We start from the raw sequence: 16553 nt of genomic DNA on the forward strand, positions 1-16553 counted from the left end.
CTCTATTTACTGTATAGTAAACTAGACGGAACTTTTTAAAAATAGACACTTTTCAAATTGATGTCCCCTTTTAGGAGGAAAAACATATGGAGAACAAATTACTCACCCTTTGGAGATACTATCCCTCAGGCAGCATCCGCGTGGAAGAAATCTCTGAAACCCTGCAATTAAGCCATAAACAGACCTCCCGCTATTTGAAAAAATGGGATGAAGAAGGCTGGATCGCGTTCACCCCGGGACGCGGGCGGGGGAATGTCTCGACACTGCAGTGGAAAAAACATGTCGAGGACGCCTTCGAAGAAGAAGTCGTGAAGCTCATGGAAGAGGAACCGATCGAACAGAGCAGCAAGTATCTCATGTACAACTGGTCCACGGACAGCAAGATGAGGCTGATGAATACCTTTCACAGTAAGCTCGGATTTGTGAAAGAGTCCAAGGATAAGCTGATTGTGCCGAAGCGCTATCCCTTTTTCTCGATTCATCCTTTGGAGGCGGCCGATGTCATGAGCGCCCACCTCGTGGCGAACGTCTTCAACCGTCTTGTCTCCATCACTGAAAAAGGGGATATCCTGCCGGAACTCGTGCACAGCTGGGACGTATCCTCTGGTAAACTGCGACTCTATCTAAAAAAGGATGTCCGGTTCCACGACGGCTCCATCCTGACGGCAAAAGATGTCGTCCATTGTCTCGAACAACTCAGGACCTGTATCCACTACCGGGAACTATGGGAACCTGTTGAAAAAATAGAGGTCAAAGCACCTCTCATCATCGACATCCACCACCCCGAAGGCTGCACCTACATCCTCCCCATGCTCACCATGATGTGCGCGAGCATTTATAAAGAATCCAAGGGACGGACCTTCGGGACAGGCTGCTTTTCCCTTGAGGAAAACACAAATTCCAAGACGACACTCGCTGCTTTTAAAGAGCACTTCCAGGAGAGGCCGCTCCTCGATGCCGTTGAATTTGTTCAGGTGCCGAAGGATTTCAAAGGAATCTATCACTCTCATCTAGAAGAAAGTCAATCCTCTTCCGTCGAAGTCGAGAGTGACTCAGGATTCGGGATCGTCGTCATGAATGCCGTGCCCGGACGAGATTCCCAGATTCAGAGAAAAGAAGTGCGGGATTATCTGCACTGGGTGATTGCGAAGAACCGCCACACCCTTCGTGACCTTGATCCCCGCCTGACCCCGAACGGGAAAAGCATTCTCGTCGGTCAGGATCAAGGCATGACGATCTCTGAAGCAAACCGTCCCCTGTTCACCGAACCCCTCGTGATCCGCTGTGCCAATCATACGGCGAAGACTACCGAGTGGCTTGTGGAGATGTTTGAAAAGGAAGGGATTCCTGTGGACGTACAGTGGTTTTCATTCGCAGACACGCTGACGAGGCAGCCGGAGACCCTGAATGTAGATCTGTTCGTACACGGGGAAATCTTTGAATCGAACCAGGATTTTTCGTTTTATCACTTTTTGAAAAACGGATATTCCCCTATTCATGGACTTTTTGAGAAAGGAAGCGCGTGGAAGGCCTACCTGGACGAATATCAGCACACACCCTTTGAAGACTGGGCGGCGTTAAACAAGAAACTGGAAAATAGACTGATGACAGAATCGATCATGATCCCTCTTTACTATGAAAAACGCTATATCCCTTTTTCAACGGACATTATGAATATCGAATTCAAACATTTTGGGTATGTAGACTTTGCAAAGCTGTGGGTGCGGCCGGAGGTGTAAGGGAGCATGGGGACGGTTCCCGTGCTTCCTTTTCAGTTTAAAGAGAAGCAGCAGAACCGTCCCCGTGCTTCCTCAGTTAATAAATCCCAATTACTCAACCTCTTCTGATATGATAAATGTAAGCAGGTTATTCTTTATTGAAAGGGTTTGAATCAATGAAAGCTTTATTCTTACTATACGACCACTATGTCGAGTGGGAAATCAGTCCCCTCTCCTACATCTTCAGTGTAACCAATGTTGAAATCGAGACGACGGCTCTCCAGAAGGAAGTGACGAACAGCGGGAAATTCCGGATCAACGTCGATCGTCTTGTGGAAGAGTGTGAAGTGAGCGATTACGACATCTTGGTCATCCCGGGCGGAGACCCCGAACCGCTGCTGGAGGAAGAAGCATTCCTGAAGCTCATTCAAGATTTTGATCAGGAAAACAAGTGGATTGCTGCCATTTGCGGAGCGTCTACCTTCCTTGGAAAGAGTTCTGTGTTACGAAATAGAACCTACTCTACTTCCATCGACATCTCAGAATTCCCTTCCTGTTTCGATCCCGCGTATCAAAGTAAGGCAGATACCACGGTATGTGAAAACCTCATCACGGCAGAAGGCAGCGCCTATGTTGAATTCGCTGTTGAGGTAGGAAAACAGTTAAACCTATTTAACGATCGGGAAGATGAATTGGAAACCATGTTGTTTTTTAAAAATCTTCTTAGGGGATAAAAAGTGATGGCCATGGTGATCGATATGCCGTGGCTTTTTTTCAGTGTCTCCCCATCCCCTCCAAGAAGCTCTTCTCAACCTACCTCTCCATCTGTTATGCTATCACCATCTCAAATTGACAGAGGAGAACACGACACCATGATTTCATTTTTTCTCACACTAAAGCGGCTGCTCAAAGCCCTATGGCAGGCTTTTAAACTAAAAAACTTCCAGGTTCTTTTCACCCTGGTCCTGGTCATGTTATTCTCAGGCACTCTTTTCTATGTGAAGCAGGAAGGCCTGGCCGTAATCGACGCCCTTTATTTTTGCGTGGTGACTTTAAGTACGATCGGGCATCCTACCTTCGAACCGCAAACGACATTCGGCAAGATCTTCACGATGATCTACATATTTGGTGGCAACGGGGTGTTCATTGGCATGATTGGATATGTGGCGTATGCGATGATTCAGAAACCCGAAAAGCAAAAAAGGAATGCTGAGAGTGAATAGCATTCCTTTTATATTTGGAAGCACGAGAACCGTCCCCATGCTCCCCGTGCTCACTCAAGCTCCAGCGTCACTCCGTCCCCATTCTCTTCATCGGCTTTCACGATATTGACGGTTTGGATATACCCTTTCACCGGGTCATCCCCATGGACCATGGAGGCATCGGGATCGGCTTCCTTCAACACCTGTAGTCCGGCCAGTTCATCGAGGGCGCCCGCTTGTTCGATTAATTGCTGTTTGATCTCTTCTTCCTGTCCTTCCGGTTCAAAGGTCAATTCAAATCGGTAACGGGTCGATAAATCAGGTCTGAAGTATGTTTTCTCCCGGATGGATCCGTCTTCTTCAACCGAAGTGCCGATCCCTACAGTGTTGGCAGGCACTTCATTCAGAGTCCCTGCAGTTTCTTCCTCAATTTCTTCCACCGTCGCATTTCCCTTATATGGCTTTAATTTAATTTCTAAAATTGTGTCAGGCGGAAGGTCCGTTTCCCCTGATAACACCATATTCTCCCCATCCAATGTAAGAGTCGCATCGATGTTGAACGCAGGTTCCTCAGGCTCTTCCTGCACGACTTCCTCCTGCTCCTGCACGTCGGCTTTTTGCCGGTTTTCTTTTTGGGCTTCCTTTTGCTCCGTGTTTTGAGCGAATGGATCAAAGACAACCCTGCAGGCGGAAAGGAACAGACAGGATAAAACGAGTAAAACAAAAACAATTCTATTTCGACACATTACGATATCACCTTCGACACTTTTTTCTGAATTGTGTTTACTATTCCACGCCATTATTGTACCATTTATATAGTAAAAATTGTCATTTTTCCTAAAGTTAGGAAGGGGGGATTCTATGAATAAAGCATTACGCACGCCTTTGCACTTTTTGATTGTGTTCATCGGTTTGTTTTTACTCAGCGGCATCAGCGCTTTATTAGATTATGATACAGAACTTGTCATTAATATGGGGGCATACGGCCTTAGGCTATGGGATACGATCCTTGAACTCACCTCCCCTTCTTCCATAATTGTCCTGTGGGGCGTTGGTGATAAAAAGTACGGGATGTTCGAGATTTTTTCCAGCACCTATCCCTATTCGTTCACCATTTTGTTCATCTCCTTTGTGGCTGCCATCATGATTTCAGTGGTCGCCAGTTACCTGATGATGCTCATGCCCAGGAAGCTTTACCGCGCTTCGGAAAAAGTAGTCAACGTTCTCGACGGAATCCCGGATGTATTCCTCGTCGTATTATTCCAATTGTTTATCATCTGGCTATTTAAAAGAACGGATGTCCTCTTATTCGACATCTATACGACCGGGGAAGAAAAGATTTATACGCTTCCCGTCATTTGCCTCTCGTTCCTGCCCGTTGTGTTTTTAGTGAAACAATTCATATTCCAGCTGAAGGAAGAAGAGGGCAAACCTTATGTAGAATTCTCCTATTCAAAAGGGTTCAAGAAGAGTTACACAATCTGGTTCCATGTGTTCCGGAATGTATGGATTCACTTCTTCCTGCATTTGAAGCCGATCTTTCTGCTCATGCTTTCGAACCTTCTTGTCATCGAGATTTTATTTAATATCAAAGGCTTCATGACGGTCCTGCTCAGAACGGCCACCTCGTCATCGCCGGCCTTTTTCGTAGGGATGCTTCTCATCTTCGTCCCGTTCTACATCGTGTTTACGATCGGTTCCCTACTGTTGAAGAAATGGTTGAAAGGGGGAGAATACAATGTCTAAGACGCTCGTGAAAAGACTGGCTTTCCCCGTGTTGATCATCGTCGGCCTGCTAGTGGCAAGCTTCCTGATTCCCGTCCTCTATCCTGATTATGAGGAAATCACCCAATATTTATCGGATGAAAACAATAAGGTAATCGCAGCACCGCCTTTCACGCCTGAAGAAATGCCGCTTCTCGGCAGTGATCGACTGGGCAGGAACTTCCTGTTGCTCCTGATGGCCGGTGCGAAATTCACGATTTTCGCAGCCCTTGTCATTGCTGCCCTCAGAATGATCTTTGGATTTGGATTCGCCCTTCTTTACACGTTTCTGCCGGGTTCATTCACCCGGCCATTGAAAGGGTTGGGGGAATCGTTTCAGTACCTTCCCCTTGCAATTGTCGTGTTTGGACTGCTGGCACCGATAGAAGGGGCTTTCCAGGGAGGGGCACTTCCTTCAGGCCACTACTTCTTCATCCAGCTTGCCGGGATCGCAGCCATCACCATCCCGTCTCTAGGAATCTATCTTGGGGAAGAGATGAAGCTCTTCATGAAGCAGGAATTTGTCGATGTCTCGAAGACTATGGGAGCGAGCCGTTTTCATCTCATACGAAAACATCTCCTGCCCCAATTCCTTCGCCACTCGATCGTGTTATTTTCCGAGCAGGTATCCCAAGCCCTGTCCCTGCTCATTCAGCTCGGCATCATCTTAATGGCCCTGGGAGGCATGAAGGTGGCCGAATTCGCCATTGGTCCCTTTGAACCAAGCAACCCGGTTTATTTTTCTGAAACGAACGAATGGGCTGCCACGATCAGTATGAACATCCAGCAAGTGTTCTCCACTCCCATACTCGTCGTCGTGCCATTGATCCTATTCTCCATCCTGATCCTGAGCATCAACTCCATCAGCTCCACATTAAAGAAGGCGTTGATTGATAGTGATCTGCCAGTGAAACAAAAGGTGAAAGAAGAAAAGAAATCAAAAGAACAAGTGGTGCGGTCGGAGGAATTGTTTACGTTTAAGGGGTGAAGCACCGAAGCACGGGGACGGTTCTCGTGCTTCTTTTTTCAATGAAGAGACACCCTACTTTTTCAGGCAAAAAATGTCGGACAAAGGGGACCTGATTTTATTAAAATGGATATAGAAAGGGGGTATTTGATGGACTGGCTAGTGAGAATGAACCGGGTGTTGGATTACATAGAAGATCATCTGGAGCAGGACATTGATTACAAACATTTAGCACAGATTGCGTACTGCTCGGAGTTTCATTTTTCCAGAATGTTTGCCTCACTATCGGGGATTACACTCTCTGAATATATCAGACGCAGAAGATTGACACGGGCGGCTTTTGATTTACAAAAATCGGACATCCGGATTTTAGAAGTGGCAAATAAGTATGGCTATGAGTCTGCTGATTCTTTTTCCCGTGCGTTTAAAAAGACTCATGGAATCAAACCATCTGAATGCCGTCATGAAGGGGTCTCTTTGAAAGCTTTTCCGAAAATATCCTTTCAATTGACGATAAAAGGGGACACGGAGATGGAATATCGAATCGAGCATTTAGAATTTGACATCAAATTGGCAGGAAAAGGGGAAACAGTCAACACCAATAGAGCCTTCAAAATCATCCCGAACCTTTGGAGTAAAGCGAAGAAAGAAGGCTTCATGCAGGAATTAATTGATCTGTCGTGGGAAAACCCGAAATGCTCATTGGAAGGCATATTGGGAGTTTGTGGAAAAGAAGCAGCGATCATGGATGAGGAATTCACGTATTTCATGGGGGTACGGTATGACATTGAGCCTCGTGAAGGAATGGAAACGCTCATCATTCCCCCAAGTACGTGGGCTGTGTTCCCGAATGTTCGAGAAGCCTGGAAACGGCTATATGCTGAATGGGTACCGACTTCAGGATATGAACTGGCAAATTTACCTTGCATTGAATGTTATTATGGCCCTGGGCATAAGCCTCGGCATGAGTTGTGGGTGCCGGTTGTTAAAAGATAGGGAAGCACGGGGACGGTTCCCATGCTTCCTTTTTTTTGTCGAGAGGAAGCAACAGAACCGTCCCCGTGCTTCTCTCAAATGAAACGGTAATACCTCAATGATCGATAGTCCTCGTCTTCCTTATTCCCATAGCCATCTTGCTCACGCTCAAACACAAACCCTCTCGCTTCGTAAAAAGGAATCCCTTTCTCATTCCCTTTTTGCACAGACACCCACTGCTTCCCTGCATGGAATTCTTCCTTCTGCTGCTGGGTGATGGCCTCTAACAAGAGTGTCCCGATTCCTTCATTTCGCCTGGTTGGATCCAGGTATAAGACATACAGTTCTCCCTCGTTATCACCAATCATCCCACCTCCACCAGCGCCAATGACTTCACCTTTATCAATTGCGACAAAGTATCCACCCCACTCCCGGTTCGATGTGGTCACTTCTTTTAATATCCGTTCTTCGTTATAAAATTCTTCTATCACTCTCTCAATATATTCTTTCGCATATATCTCCCGGTAAGTTGCCCAATTCCCATCCGAACAGACTTTTCTTATCCCTTTAACATGATCCTCGTTTGCTTTCAGGATATGTATCATGAGCCATCCTCCTTTTTCACTTTGATAATAGCTGTACGATTGTATCCGTTTGTTTCTGATTGATTTTGTAATAATATTCACTACGATTACTCGAAATCAACGTTTCATTTGTATCGAAGCCTTCGTGAAGGTATAAAATTTCATCCGTCTCTTTATATTCCAATCTAATTTTGTATGTAGGCTCTACGGCGAGTTTATAATGCACATTGGTTATTTTATTCGATCGATTAAGGATTCCCGTGACGGTTGAGATGACTTCATGGTCGGTAACCTTTTCAGCATCGTCAAATGTTCGATCGTATTCTTGTATGGTCATACTTTTCACGCCGAAAAAACCGTTGTATAACACGGAATAACTTATCCATCCAAATACAAAGACAAAAAGAACAGTCAGTATGATTCTTTTCATTGTTCCCCCTCCTTCTATTGGTGAACTAAAGCCTGCTATCACCTACGTTGGGGCCGAAGAATGGTATTCGCTCCCCGGAGAGGAGTATCACTTGCATGATGTCCGGGATCATGAAGTTGTGCATAAGATGCTTGTTGCTGTGTTGGAACGACCTTAAAGAAGAAGCACGGGGACGGTTCCCGTGCTTCTTCTTCGATCTTCAAATGAAACGAAGCAACAGAACCGTCCCCCTGCTTCTACTTCATCTCCATCACTGCAAAATAATTTTCTTCATGGTCGGCAAAGTTGAATACTCTGCCCCCGGGCATGTCGACGATTTCCCCTACTTTGACTTTTTTATTGGATAAACCAGTATAGAGCTCATAAAATCGATCAGTGAAAAACATTAAAGAAGGGGTACCCAGATTCAAGCCAGGTGACATTTTGGCCACCAATTCTTTGTTGTGAAGGATGATGCTCGTTTCAGCATCCTTCGTCGGGGCCACTTCAATCCATCGCATTCCCTGACCGTTATCTTCCTCGGCCTTCACTGTGAACCCTACTGTTTCCGTCCAAAATTGGACTGCCTCATCCTGGTTATTGACGTATAACATAATTTGACCGACTTTCGTGATCATTCATTCTCCACTCCTCAACATCATGTATTAATTTAGCTTTTGCAGGGCTTCTTCCAGCCGATCCCACGTTTCCGTGATACCCTGTTCCATTCCCATATCCAGGACGGTCTTGAGGGCTTCTGCAGAAGAGTATACAGAACGATTGACCAACTTCGTCTTACCGTCCATTTCAAAGAACTCCAACGTCACTTCCGTTGCCGGCATGTCTTCGTTCGTCTGACCTTCCGCATCCGAGAACACATCGACATAGACGATCTTCTCCGGTTCAATGATTTCTTTATACATCCCTTTTCCCCAGGATTCCATCCCGAAGAATTGTCCCTGACCCCGGTCCGCGCACTTCATGCAGTAATGCCACACTCCGCCCGGCCGGAAATCCATATGGCACACAGGAAGCTCCCAGCCTCTTGGTCCCCACCAATTTTGAAGATGCTCGGGCTCTTTGAACATACTGAATACCAGGTCACGCGGTGCATCGAAGATCCTCTCCAGCACAAGTACCCGGTCATCCTCCACTCTTGAAAGCATTTGATTGCTGTTAGACATGTCGTTTCCTCCCCAGGTTCTAAATGAGATGAAAATACGTATGTAATGACATGATGGCCTTTATGCAAAAAAAGCAGCTCTTTGTACTATTCTTCAGAAAAACCTTAATTCCTTCTGGAGAAGCAAAGGGACGGTTCTCGTGCTTCCTTTTCAGTTAAAAAAGAAGCAGCAGAACCGTCCCCATGCTTCTCCCACATTCATTATCCCCGTGAAAATGGAGCATATTATCCATAGGAGGTGATATGATGGCCGACAAAAAGAAAACACCCAAAGAATACAGCCCATCCGAAAAGAAATACGACCGACACAACGAAAACGCCAGAGCAGCAGCCTCTCTGAAATCCGAAGCCCCAAGGATCAGTACAGATAACCTTTGAGGAAGCAAAGGGACGGTTCTCGTGCTTCTTTTTCGGATAGAAAAGAAGCAGCAGAACCGTCCCCATGCTTTTACCCATGCTTTTATTTAGAAAACCAATTCAATTCCCACTGTTAATAACAAGAGTAATAGACCATATCCGAAACTCGTTTCCAATACTGTATAGGTACATTCACGTTTATTCTCAACATACTTCCATTCCATGTAGGCTTTCAAGAATGAACCGCTGATGAGAAGGAGCAGCATGTAAGAGTAAGGATTTTGATACCAATGCTCATAATCAAAAATAACATCTATAATGACACATGAGAACAAGGCGCTCAACATGATTTTCCTGTGTGATGTATCCGCTTTTTCATGGTGTTCATTAATGATATTAATGATATTAATGATATCATGGGAAAATATTTTCCGTTTGCCCACACCGAGCCAGCTGCTTATCCCTTGGTGGAATGTGTACATCAGCAAAAGGTAGATCATCAAGATGAGCATGATTTTTAAGAAGAAGAATCCCATCCTCCTCCCCCTTTCCGTAAAAAATTTTTTGGGGAGATGTCCACTGCAGAAAAGGAAGCAGCAGAACCGTCCCCATGCTTCTTAAAAAGAACCAAGCACCCCCAACTGCAACACAACCACTACGGCTGTCAACACCATGAACCATTCTGTTACTGTTAAAATCGCCTGCTTCGGGACTTCACTATATCTATACTCAAAGAATGCTTTCATACCATAGTCGAGCATGGAGGTAAAAATCAAACCCACTATCAATAAGTAATTAAAGGCATCATTGTTAATCTGAACCAGTATGATTATAGCTAAGCTGAGCCCGGTCAAACGCCTCACCCATTTGTCCACTTTACGATGCGACTCATTAATATAGTTATTAGAAAAGAATTCCTTCTGTACTTTCTCGATCTTCAACGTTCTACGTAAAATAAATTTAACAAATGAGATAAGGGCAAACACCACCAACGCAACCAAGACAAACTTCAACCAGAACATTCAGCACCCCCTGTTCATCTATTTGACGATTTTCAAATCATGAAAGTTTCAAGGACTATCCTCTTAATTAGAATATATATCCATAATAAGTAAATCTTATCATACATAATAAAGGAAACGTCATTTACTTATTAATATGGGAGGGATAGGATTGGAGTAAGGTTACATTTCACTCAAATAAGGGGGAAATACAATGATCCTAGGTCTACACCACGTCCAAATCACGATTCCAAAAGGCTCTGAGAACGAAGGGAAAGACTTCTATTGCCGTCTTCTTGGCTTACCTGAAATGGAAAAACCCGACTCCCTAAAAGGTCGGGGCGGGTTTTGGCTAAAAGTCGGGGACAGAGATGTTCACGTCGGCACGGAAGATGGGGTCGACCGTTCCAAGACGAAAGCGCACTTGGCTTATCAGGTCGATGATATCTCCACTTGGAGAAATGTGCTAGAGAAACATAACATTCAAATCCTTGAAGGAATCCCGATACCCGGATTCGAACGTTTCGAGTTCAGGGATCCATTTGGGAATCGGGTGGAAATGATTCAAGCGGTTTAGAAGCACGGGGACGGTTCTCGTGCTTCTTTTTCAAATCAAATGGAAGCAGCAGAACCGTCCCCATGCTTCCAGGCTTTTTTAAATCCGTCATAGCTGTTGATCACCGCTGCGACGAGTAACGCAACGGATATGGTCAGGTACAGCCACTGGAAGTTGAAGGAGCCGTTGAATAGTTCCTGGATTCGATCGATAAATCCAGGATTCAGCAAGTCCATATTTCTGAACATAAACATAAAGGCTAGAACGGGAATGAATTGGTAGACTGCATTCACGATCGCAAGCTTCTTGGTCCATACCCCCGCTTTCCACTTTTTAAGGAGCAGGTGAAGTTCCAGGGCGATCAGGAACACGACCAACGGCCAATATCCGATGAGTACATCACCGTTGAAAAAAGGAGTGAATATTCTTCCGCTGTCCGTCTTTTCATACATACCGACGATACTTGAGGCTTTAAAGTAACAGGTTGCCCAGATGATCGTCCAAGCCAAGCCTCCGAAAATCTCAAACTTGGAAATTCGTTTTTCTTTCGGAATATAGGGGATGTCTTTCAAGTCATGGGGCGTCCACTCTTTCCCTTTCATGGTGATGGGAAGCTGACTGTCCGTTGAAACGGTCCGCTCGATGACGGCAAATGTGAGGGTCAGCCAAAAGAATACCTGCATGGCTGTTCCGATTGCCTCGCCCAGCCCATTTCCTACAATCGACAAGAGGACCTCGATGGGATTTGATTCCCCTGAATAGCTCAAAACAGATGAAACGGCCAACACGATGAACGTGATCCCGACGGAAAGCGGGAGAATGATCTTTAGTAGCGTTAAATATAGATCATAATATCTCGGCCCGATCAGATGCATCGGCCTGTCTTGATAATTCGAAGCCAGCACCGCCGGATTTCCTAGTGAAGTTAGGACCTCTCTCACATCCTCTTCTGTGTAATCGTCCGGCAGCATGTCTTCAATCGTCGATTTCAATTCCAAGGCAATATCGTCCCGGTTCTTCTCCGGAAGCCTTCTCATCACTTCTTGAATATAGAGTTCAACAAGCTTCATCCTTCCTCATCCCCTTTTAATAGAATGGCCAATTCCCCAGACATCTTTTCCCATTCGGTCTGTAATTGCACGAGAATCTCAATGCCGTATTCGCTCAGCACATAATATCTCCTCGGCCTGCTTTCCGTCCGGTCCCAGCTGCTTGTGACCAGTTCCTGTTTCTCCAACCGGCGCAGCAGTGGATACAGCGTACTCTGCTCCATCGAAATTCCGCTTTTCTCCAATAATTGAACGAGTGAGTATCCATATTGCGGTGTCCGCAATTGACTCAATACGGCCAGGGTCAACGTCCCCCTCCGCAATTCGGTCGTCAACGATGTCAGCAGTGACTTATCCATACGTTCACCTCTTTGATTAAAAATACTGTGTATCGTACACTATATGCTTTATACTATGTATCATACACTATGGACGTGCAAAAAAGAAAGATGTTTTTTTCACGGAAGCATGGGAAGCATGGGGACGGTTCTCGTGCTTCCTTTTCGGTTAGAAAAGAAGCAGCAGGTCCGTCCCTCACCAATTCCCACTATTTCCCGTCTCCCTTTTTGTTTTATTTGTATTCCAATGGGTTATTGAATAATAGGAAATAAAACTATAGAAATGAGGTAGTGAAAAATGAGAGAAAATCATGATCAAACAAGTGGAAAGCAAAAACAGGTTAAAGGAGATTTGAAGAAAGGCTTAGGAAAACTGACAAACGACGATTCTATGATTGCAGAAGGCGAACGCGACAAGGATAAAGGGAAGATGCAAGAAAAAGTTGGAGATGTGAAGGAAACTGTCAAGAAGAATTGGTAACTGTAAACGGGAAGCACGGGGACGGTTCTCGTGCTTCTCTTTCATGTCAAAAAGAAGCAGTAGAACCGTCCCCATGCTTCCTACAAATACCTCCTCAACCCAGCCTTCACCTCATCACTCGCAAAAGCAGCTTCGACACTGTTCATGTAAATCGCCCGATAATCCTCTTCATTCATCGCAAATTCACCCCAGACAAGTTCACATTCCTTCGTCATCGTCGTATCCGATACGGTTCTATTGTCCGTATTGATGGTGATCTTAATTCCGTCCCGGTGAAAATCGTACAGTGGGTGATCACGGAACTCCTCCACAGCTTTCGTTTGGACATTACTGGTCGGGCAGATTTCAAGGACGATCCCCTTCTCTTTTACAACCTGATAGGCCTCAGGACAGTCTGTTATGTAAACACCGTGCCCGATTCGTTCGGCCCCGAGCCATTCAACCGCCTCGAGAACATTTCTACCGATTCCCGTTTCACCGGCGTGAATCGTAACTCTGTAGCCATATTCTCTTGCGAGGGCAATCGGTTCAATGAATTCCCTGCAGAATCCTTCCTCTTCGGACGCACATAAATCAATTGCGACGACTCCTTTTCCGAGGAAGTTCTTCCCCTTTTCCACGACCTCAAAGGCACTTTCCGGAGACATCGTCCTCATGCAACATAGAATGATATTTCCTTTGATATCAAATTGTTCTTCCGCCTCTTTCATGCCCTCGATCACACTTTCAATGATCTCTTCGACCGATAATCCCTTCCGTGTGTGGAGCAACGGGGCGAACCGGACCTCCATGTATTTCACGTTTTCACCCGATGCATCTTCATACAGCTCAAAGGTGATTCTCTTCAAATTTTCTTTCGACTGCATCACGTCATTGGGAATCGAGAATTTCTCCAAGTATTCATCCAATGATTCACAGTCCAATGGGGCAATGAGTTCTCCTCTCATCTCTTCCCTATCAAATGAAGGGATATGGATCCCGTCCTTCTTTGCTAAATCAATGATCGTTTCAGGTCTTACACTCCCATCCAAGTGGCAGTGTAGTTCAATTTTAGGCATTTTTGAATAATTCATGGTGGACCTCCTCAAATTTTCTATAAAAAAAATCCTGATTACGAAGAAAATACACCGAACGGTACCTTCTTCGTAATCAGGATTTTCTGGTTCCTGGTAGAGACCTCCAAACCATATTATTGGAGTTATACGAATGTGAAAATCGTATTTGGTTTTTTATAACGATAATAAAATTTTCGGGGAAAGTCAAGGGAAGCGGGGGGGAAGCGGGGGGACGGTTCTCGTGCTTCCTTTTTAGGTCGGGATGGAAGCAGAAGAACCGTCCCTATGCTTCCACCTTCACCACCACACACCCATAAAACCCACCATCTTCTATCCGTTGATTCGCCGTCGCAATGTCCTCCAACGCATACGTCTCTGCAATCCGATGCTGTAATCGATCATTCTCAAGTGCCTCTATAATATCCTCGATCGCCGCCTGCTTCGCACTTTCCGGCATGGCGTATACAATGATCATTCGAAGGGTTAAGTCCATGAACATCATGTCCCTGAAAGGCAAAACGGGTTCCGTTACAACGGTGGAGGAGTAGGTCGCGATCACTCCACCGATACGGATCAGCTCCAGAACTCTCGGAAGATTCGCACCAAATTCAACATCAATCACCCGATCAACCTTGTCTCCACCCGTGATCTTAAGCACCTCATCCACCATTCCGTCACTACGATGGTCCACTACATAATCTGCTCCTGCCTCAACGCAGTGCCTCCGTGCTTCCTCATTACTCGCTGTCGCAATCACCTTTGCCCCTGCATGCTTCGCCCATTGAATCGCATAGTGCCCAACCCGTCCGGCACCACCCGTGATCAACAGCCATTGCCCCTCTACAGGGCCATCCGAGAATACACTCCGATGGGCGGTCATGGCGGGAATCCCCAAACAAGCCCCTTCCACAAAGCTCGTGTTTTCCGGGAGAGGAACGGCACGCTTGCTATCAATGGAGACATACTCTGCGGCCGTGCCGTGGAGACGTCCATACTGGGCTTGATACACCCAGACCCGTTCACCGATGCGTGAATGCGGAACCCCAGCGCCAACCGCTTCTATGATACCTGCGCCGTCACTATTCGGGATGACAGGACCGTTATCAAGTAATTCCGGGAATGACCCAAGACGCTTCTTCGTATCGGAAGGATTGACACCCGACGTATGCATCCGGATCAGAACCTCCCCATGTGACGGGGACGGCTTATCCATCTCCCCAACATGAAGAACCTCCGATGCTGAACCAAACTCACTGAACCACGCTGCTTTCATACATAACATCCTCCTTTTTTAGAAGCATAGGGACGGTTCTCGTGCTTCTTAATCATGTTTCCCTTACTATTCCCTCTCACAAACATCTAATGCTTTCACCATTCATCTGCCTGTCACTGATCCACGGGACCTCATGGATGCCGATAATCATACTTTCCATCAGGAACGTTAATTTTTTGACCATTAATCGTAACGGTATCTTCATCGATCCAATTGATTTCCCCCGCCGTCTCTTCATATTGCCAATAAATATGTTTGGAGTCGTCATTTTTTTCATTCGAAAATAAAACTCCAAGAACGGCATAATTCACCGTAGCTCCACCGTTATTCAAGTACGTTTTCACTGTATATTCGCCACTTGGCGATGACTTTTCAGAAATGAGTTACCCGGGCTCAATTCTTTCAATATTGTAAAATGCCCAATGAACTATGTAACCAAAAACGCAAAAGACCAGCATGAAAACAAAAGATAAAGATAGTAAAACGGGATATCTTTTAAAGAATGATAGTAAACACCTGGACAAACACACCCCTCCTTTTTACAAAAATTGTATCATAAAGAAGGGAAGCATAGGGGAAGCATAGGGACGGTTCTCGTGCTTCCTGTTGGTCAGGATGGAAGCAGCAGAACCGTCCCTATGCTTCCGTGGCAAATCAGCCACATTCCTTCACGAATCTCTTTGCTATTCCTACAAACAGCCCCACTTCCGTTCCTGGCCCCTCCCCCCTCCCAAACGTTCCCACTCCAATGCTCATCATCCATTATGTTAAAATATAGTTGGAAACTACAGTAAAAGGAGAGGCGTAACGAACATGATCGATCAAGGCAGACAAACATATACGAAAGCAATCTGTGAGAAAGTATTGAGCCAAAAGCAAGAGCTGATTGTCGAAAAGGATAATTTACGGTCAAGCGAGTACCGCAATATAGAATCTAAGCTTCATAGTTGGCGTGAGGATATCATCGACATTTATGCAAAATCGATTGAGAGCGACCTGGACACGGCCTTCGAAAAATTAAAGGAATGGGGATCGGAAGCGGTCGACACACTGGTTAACTTCAATCTTCCTTTGGAAGTGGCCCTGGATGAAGTGAGGGATTACCGGAATTTAATCGGGCAAATCATGAAAGAGGAAGCTTCCAAATTCGATATGTCATTTGATCAATTCTATGACCTGATCTCTGATTTTGATGCAGTGGTGGACAGGGCCATATATTGGCTGACCATGTCGTATTCAAGAAGATTTTATACACGGATCAATGCGGCAGAAGCGACAGCTTTGGAGTTATCCATCCCGGTGATCAAAATCACGAAGCAAGTGGGAGTTCTCCCATTGATCGGGGACATAGACACCGAAAGAGCTCAGGAACTGATGGATAAAGCACTCTCAAAAGGGAACGATTTATCACTGGAATACATGGTCATTGACCTATCCGGCGTTCCGATCATCGATACGATGGTGGCAGACCGCATCTTCAAGGTAGTGGATGCCCTATCCCTGATCGGAATCGAAACCATCCTATCCGGAATCAGACCCGAGATCGCCCAGACCATGACCCACCTTGGAATCGACTCCTCCAATATCGCTGTAACCTCCAGCCTTCATATTGCTTTGGAGAAATTTTTACAAGCATAGGGA

The 16553-nt window shown here is 45.6% G+C and carries 22 protein-coding genes and 1 riboswitch; of the genes, 10 read left to right on the forward strand and 12 right to left on the reverse strand.

What is annotated here, in order from left to right; genetic code table 11:
* The first annotated feature begins 86 nt into the window (after positions 1-86).
* From N5C46_RS10015 to N5C46_RS10025, 3 genes are all read left to right on the forward strand, one after another.
* Entirely contained in the window at positions 87-1739 is a 1653-nt protein-coding gene (locus N5C46_RS10015; protein WP_261751934.1) for an ABC transporter substrate-binding protein, read from the forward strand.
* Between the two features lie 155 nt (positions 1740-1894).
* Positions 1895-2452 (forward strand): DJ-1/PfpI family protein, encoded by a 558-nt coding sequence (locus tag N5C46_RS10020; protein WP_261751935.1) that lies wholly within the window; start codon positions 1895-1897, stop codon positions 2450-2452.
* 138 nt (positions 2453-2590) lie between these two features.
* Entirely contained in the window at positions 2591-2941 is a 351-nt protein-coding gene (locus N5C46_RS10025) for a potassium channel family protein (protein WP_261751936.1), read from the forward strand.
* A 50-nt stretch (positions 2942-2991) separates the two neighbouring features.
* Here N5C46_RS10025 and N5C46_RS10030 read toward each other — a convergent pair whose 3' ends face one another.
* Positions 2992-3666: a hypothetical protein gene (locus N5C46_RS10030; RefSeq protein ID WP_261751937.1), complete on the reverse strand. Its 675-nt coding sequence runs from the start codon at positions 3664-3666 to the stop codon at positions 2992-2994.
* A gap of 115 nt (positions 3667-3781) precedes the next feature.
* On the opposite strand from N5C46_RS10030, the gene N5C46_RS10035 reads away from it, so the two are divergent.
* The 3 genes from N5C46_RS10035 (at position 3782) to N5C46_RS10045 (ending at position 6647) form a co-directional block, all read left to right on the forward strand.
* Complete coding sequence (locus N5C46_RS10035) at positions 3782-4666, forward strand: ABC transporter permease subunit (protein ID WP_261751938.1); 885 nt, start codon at positions 3782-3784, stop codon at positions 4664-4666.
* Positions 4659-5672, forward strand: a complete 1014-nt coding sequence (locus N5C46_RS10040; protein WP_261751939.1) for a hypothetical protein — start codon at positions 4659-4661, stop codon at positions 5670-5672. The genes N5C46_RS10035 and N5C46_RS10040 overlap by 8 nt, the downstream gene beginning before the upstream one ends.
* 129 nt (positions 5673-5801) lie before the next feature.
* Positions 5802-6647 carry an AraC family transcriptional regulator gene (locus N5C46_RS10045; RefSeq protein ID WP_261751940.1) on the forward strand — a complete coding sequence of 282 codons (846 nt, stop codon included), beginning with the start codon at positions 5802-5804 and terminating at the stop codon, positions 6645-6647.
* Positions 6648-6721: 74 nt separating this feature from the next.
* On the opposite strand, the gene N5C46_RS10050 is transcribed toward N5C46_RS10045, so the two are convergent.
* From N5C46_RS10050 to N5C46_RS10065, 4 genes are all read right to left on the reverse strand, one after another.
* On the reverse strand, positions 6722-7231 hold the full coding sequence (locus N5C46_RS10050) for a GNAT family N-acetyltransferase (protein ID WP_261751941.1): 510 nt from the start codon (positions 7229-7231) through the stop codon (positions 6722-6724).
* Between the two features lie 16 nt (positions 7232-7247).
* The gene (locus tag N5C46_RS10055; protein WP_261751942.1) at positions 7248-7640 is read right to left on the reverse strand and encodes a hypothetical protein; all 393 of its coding nucleotides are present in this window, start codon (positions 7638-7640) and stop codon (positions 7248-7250) included.
* Between the two features lie 236 nt (positions 7641-7876).
* Positions 7877-8257 (reverse strand): VOC family protein, encoded by a 381-nt coding sequence (locus N5C46_RS10060; protein ID WP_261751943.1) that lies wholly within the window; start codon positions 8255-8257, stop codon positions 7877-7879.
* Positions 8258-8284: 27 nt separating this feature from the next.
* On the reverse strand, positions 8285-8803 hold the full coding sequence (locus tag N5C46_RS10065) for an SRPBCC domain-containing protein (RefSeq protein WP_261751944.1): 519 nt from the start codon (positions 8801-8803) through the stop codon (positions 8285-8287).
* A 245-nt stretch (positions 8804-9048) separates the two neighbouring features.
* On the opposite strand from N5C46_RS10065, the gene N5C46_RS10070 reads away from it, so the two are divergent.
* Positions 9049-9180 (forward strand): DUF2959 domain-containing protein, encoded by a 132-nt coding sequence (locus N5C46_RS10070; RefSeq protein ID WP_261751945.1) that lies wholly within the window; start codon positions 9049-9051, stop codon positions 9178-9180.
* An 86-nt stretch (positions 9181-9266) separates the two neighbouring features.
* On the opposite strand, the gene N5C46_RS10075 is transcribed toward N5C46_RS10070, so the two are convergent.
* Together N5C46_RS10075 and N5C46_RS10080 are read right to left on the reverse strand one after the other, a co-directional pair.
* The gene (locus tag N5C46_RS10075) at positions 9267-9695 is read right to left on the reverse strand and encodes a DUF4181 domain-containing protein (protein ID WP_261751946.1); all 429 of its coding nucleotides are present in this window, start codon (positions 9693-9695) and stop codon (positions 9267-9269) included.
* A gap of 81 nt (positions 9696-9776) precedes the next feature.
* Positions 9777-10181 (reverse strand): DUF4181 domain-containing protein, encoded by a 405-nt coding sequence (locus tag N5C46_RS10080; protein WP_261751947.1) that lies wholly within the window; start codon positions 10179-10181, stop codon positions 9777-9779.
* A 193-nt stretch (positions 10182-10374) separates the two neighbouring features.
* Between N5C46_RS10080 and N5C46_RS10085 the strand changes: the two genes are divergently transcribed.
* A complete protein-coding gene (locus tag N5C46_RS10085) occupies positions 10375-10737 on the forward strand; it encodes a VOC family protein (protein ID WP_261751948.1) in 363 nt (120 codons plus the stop codon).
* A 35-nt stretch (positions 10738-10772) separates the two neighbouring features.
* Here N5C46_RS10085 and N5C46_RS10090 read toward each other — a convergent pair whose 3' ends face one another.
* Together N5C46_RS10090 and N5C46_RS10095 are read right to left on the reverse strand one after the other, a co-directional pair.
* Positions 10773-11786: an HAAS signaling domain-containing protein gene (locus N5C46_RS10090; protein ID WP_159361408.1), complete on the reverse strand. Its 1014-nt coding sequence runs from the start codon at positions 11784-11786 to the stop codon at positions 10773-10775.
* Positions 11783-12124: a PadR family transcriptional regulator gene (locus N5C46_RS10095; RefSeq protein WP_159361407.1), complete on the reverse strand. Its 342-nt coding sequence runs from the start codon at positions 12122-12124 to the stop codon at positions 11783-11785. The genes N5C46_RS10090 and N5C46_RS10095 overlap by 4 nt, the downstream gene beginning before the upstream one ends.
* A gap of 277 nt (positions 12125-12401) precedes the next feature.
* Between N5C46_RS10095 and N5C46_RS10100 the strand changes: the two genes are divergently transcribed.
* On the forward strand, positions 12402-12584 hold the full coding sequence (locus N5C46_RS10100; RefSeq protein WP_159361406.1) for a CsbD family protein: 183 nt from the start codon (positions 12402-12404) through the stop codon (positions 12582-12584).
* 80 nt (positions 12585-12664) lie between these two features.
* On the opposite strand, the gene add is transcribed toward N5C46_RS10100, so the two are convergent.
* The 3 genes from add to N5C46_RS10115 form a co-directional block, all read right to left on the reverse strand.
* Positions 12665-13657, reverse strand: coding sequence for an adenosine deaminase (gene add, locus N5C46_RS10105; RefSeq protein ID WP_261751949.1), 993 nt, complete (start codon positions 13655-13657; stop codon positions 12665-12667).
* Between the two features lie 53 nt (positions 13658-13710).
* A riboswitch (purine riboswitch) is annotated at positions 13711-13810 on the reverse strand.
* A gap of 112 nt (positions 13811-13922) precedes the next feature.
* Positions 13923-14912: an NADPH:quinone reductase gene (locus N5C46_RS10110; RefSeq protein ID WP_261751950.1), complete on the reverse strand. Its 990-nt coding sequence runs from the start codon at positions 14910-14912 to the stop codon at positions 13923-13925.
* A 131-nt stretch (positions 14913-15043) separates the two neighbouring features.
* On the reverse strand, positions 15044-15256 hold the full coding sequence (locus N5C46_RS10115; RefSeq protein WP_261751951.1) for a DUF5412 domain-containing protein: 213 nt from the start codon (positions 15254-15256) through the stop codon (positions 15044-15046).
* A gap of 469 nt (positions 15257-15725) precedes the next feature.
* Between N5C46_RS10115 and N5C46_RS10120 the strand changes: the two genes are divergently transcribed.
* Positions 15726-16550, forward strand: a complete 825-nt coding sequence (locus tag N5C46_RS10120; protein WP_261751952.1) for an STAS domain-containing protein — start codon at positions 15726-15728, stop codon at positions 16548-16550.
* Positions 16551-16553 lie beyond the last annotated feature (3 nt).

Origin of the sequence: Rossellomorea vietnamensis (assembly GCF_025398035.1) — a bacterium.
Lineage (GTDB): Bacteria > Bacillota > Bacilli > Bacillales > Bacillaceae_B > Rossellomorea > Rossellomorea vietnamensis_B.

What these genes read in the sequence shown, in the direction of transcription:
- N5C46_RS10075 (WP_261751946.1), bottom strand. Translation starts at nt 9,695, where the DNA reads ATGGGATTCTTCTTCTTAAAAATCATGCTCATCTTGATGATCTACCTT.
- N5C46_RS10100 (WP_159361406.1), top strand. Translation starts at nt 12,402, where the DNA reads ATGAGAGAAAATCATGATCAAACAAGTGGAAAGCAAAAACAGGTTAAA.
- N5C46_RS10110 (WP_261751950.1), bottom strand. Translation starts at nt 14,912, where the DNA reads ATGAAAGCAGCGTGGTTCAGTGAGTTTGGTTCAGCATCGGAGGTTCTT.
- N5C46_RS10045 (WP_261751940.1), top strand. Translation starts at nt 5,802, where the DNA reads ATGGACTGGCTAGTGAGAATGAACCGGGTGTTGGATTACATAGAAGAT.
- N5C46_RS10025 (WP_261751936.1), top strand. Translation starts at nt 2,591, where the DNA reads ATGATTTCATTTTTTCTCACACTAAAGCGGCTGCTCAAAGCCCTATGG.
- N5C46_RS10035 (WP_261751938.1), top strand. Translation starts at nt 3,782, where the DNA reads ATGAATAAAGCATTACGCACGCCTTTGCACTTTTTGATTGTGTTCATC.
- N5C46_RS10085 (WP_261751948.1), top strand. Translation starts at nt 10,375, where the DNA reads ATGATCCTAGGTCTACACCACGTCCAAATCACGATTCCAAAAGGCTCT.
- N5C46_RS10060 (WP_261751943.1), bottom strand. Translation starts at nt 8,257, where the DNA reads ATGATCACGAAAGTCGGTCAAATTATGTTATACGTCAATAACCAGGAT.
- N5C46_RS10040 (WP_261751939.1), top strand. Translation starts at nt 4,659, where the DNA reads ATGTCTAAGACGCTCGTGAAAAGACTGGCTTTCCCCGTGTTGATCATC.
- N5C46_RS10095 (WP_159361407.1), bottom strand. Translation starts at nt 12,124, where the DNA reads ATGGATAAGTCACTGCTGACATCGTTGACGACCGAATTGCGGAGGGGG.
- N5C46_RS10030 (WP_261751937.1), bottom strand. Translation starts at nt 3,666, where the DNA reads ATGTGTCGAAATAGAATTGTTTTTGTTTTACTCGTTTTATCCTGTCTG.
- N5C46_RS10015 (WP_261751934.1), top strand. Translation starts at nt 87, where the DNA reads ATGGAGAACAAATTACTCACCCTTTGGAGATACTATCCCTCAGGCAGC.
- N5C46_RS10020 (WP_261751935.1), top strand. Translation starts at nt 1,895, where the DNA reads ATGAAAGCTTTATTCTTACTATACGACCACTATGTCGAGTGGGAAATC.
- add (WP_261751949.1), bottom strand. Translation starts at nt 13,657, where the DNA reads ATGAATTATTCAAAAATGCCTAAAATTGAACTACACTGCCACTTGGAT.
- N5C46_RS10050 (WP_261751941.1), bottom strand. Translation starts at nt 7,231, where the DNA reads ATGATACATATCCTGAAAGCAAACGAGGATCATGTTAAAGGGATAAGA.
- N5C46_RS10065 (WP_261751944.1), bottom strand. Translation starts at nt 8,803, where the DNA reads ATGTCTAACAGCAATCAAATGCTTTCAAGAGTGGAGGATGACCGGGTA.
- N5C46_RS10120 (WP_261751952.1), top strand. Translation starts at nt 15,726, where the DNA reads ATGATCGATCAAGGCAGACAAACATATACGAAAGCAATCTGTGAGAAA.
- N5C46_RS10090 (WP_159361408.1), bottom strand. Translation starts at nt 11,786, where the DNA reads ATGAAGCTTGTTGAACTCTATATTCAAGAAGTGATGAGAAGGCTTCCG.
- N5C46_RS10080 (WP_261751947.1), bottom strand. Translation starts at nt 10,181, where the DNA reads ATGTTCTGGTTGAAGTTTGTCTTGGTTGCGTTGGTGGTGTTTGCCCTT.
- N5C46_RS10055 (WP_261751942.1), bottom strand. Translation starts at nt 7,640, where the DNA reads ATGAAAAGAATCATACTGACTGTTCTTTTTGTCTTTGTATTTGGATGG.
- N5C46_RS10070 (WP_261751945.1), top strand. Translation starts at nt 9,049, where the DNA reads ATGGCCGACAAAAAGAAAACACCCAAAGAATACAGCCCATCCGAAAAG.